This is a genomic window from Streptococcus sp. HMSC077D04 (assembly GCF_001808785.1).
Taxonomy (GTDB): Bacteria; Bacillota; Bacilli; order Lactobacillales; family Streptococcaceae; genus Streptococcus; species Streptococcus mitis_BX.
The window spans coordinates 1-548 of record NZ_KV794519.1 but is presented as its reverse complement, the minus strand read 5'-3'; the positions used below and the strand labels follow the sequence as shown (position 1 = coordinate 548).

Below are 548 nucleotides of genomic sequence, written 5' to 3'. Positions count from 1 at the left end.
GATAACGGAATGAAACCAAACCGTATCACAACCGCAGAAGGAAAAGTATACGAACTAGTACCAACAGCAACTCAAGGTGATGAAACTGGTAAAGTTGTTGCGGGTGAGACGAAAGAAGTAACATACGTTTATAAAGAAGTTACTGGTGATGTAGTCGTTCACTACGTCGATACAGAAGGTAACGTAATCGCAGAAGACAAAGAAGATACTAAAGGTGCTTCTCTAAACGCTAAATACGACACAACTGACAATAAACCAGAGAAAATCGAAAAAGACGGAACTGTTTACTACTTAACAGAGAAAGCTGTTAAAGATGACTCTAAACCAGAAAACGGAGACGTAGTAGAAGGTAAAACTGAAGTAACTTACGTTTACGAAAAAGCAGGACAAGTAGTAGTAAATTACCAAACAGAAGACGGAACTCCATTAGTAGGTGTTGATGTAGCTGGTGCAAATGTTGCTTCAGGTGCTAAAGACACTGTAGATGGAAAACCAGGATCAGATTACAACACTTCTGATAACGGAATGAAACCAAACCGTATCACAAC

At 39.2% G+C, this 548-nt stretch carries 1 protein-coding gene; it reads left to right on the top strand.

The genetic code is table 11. From position 1 onward, the window contains the following. The coding region (locus tag HMPREF2701_RS11440) for a MucBP domain-containing protein (RefSeq protein WP_261674402.1) at positions 1-548 on the top strand (548 nt) is incomplete at both ends.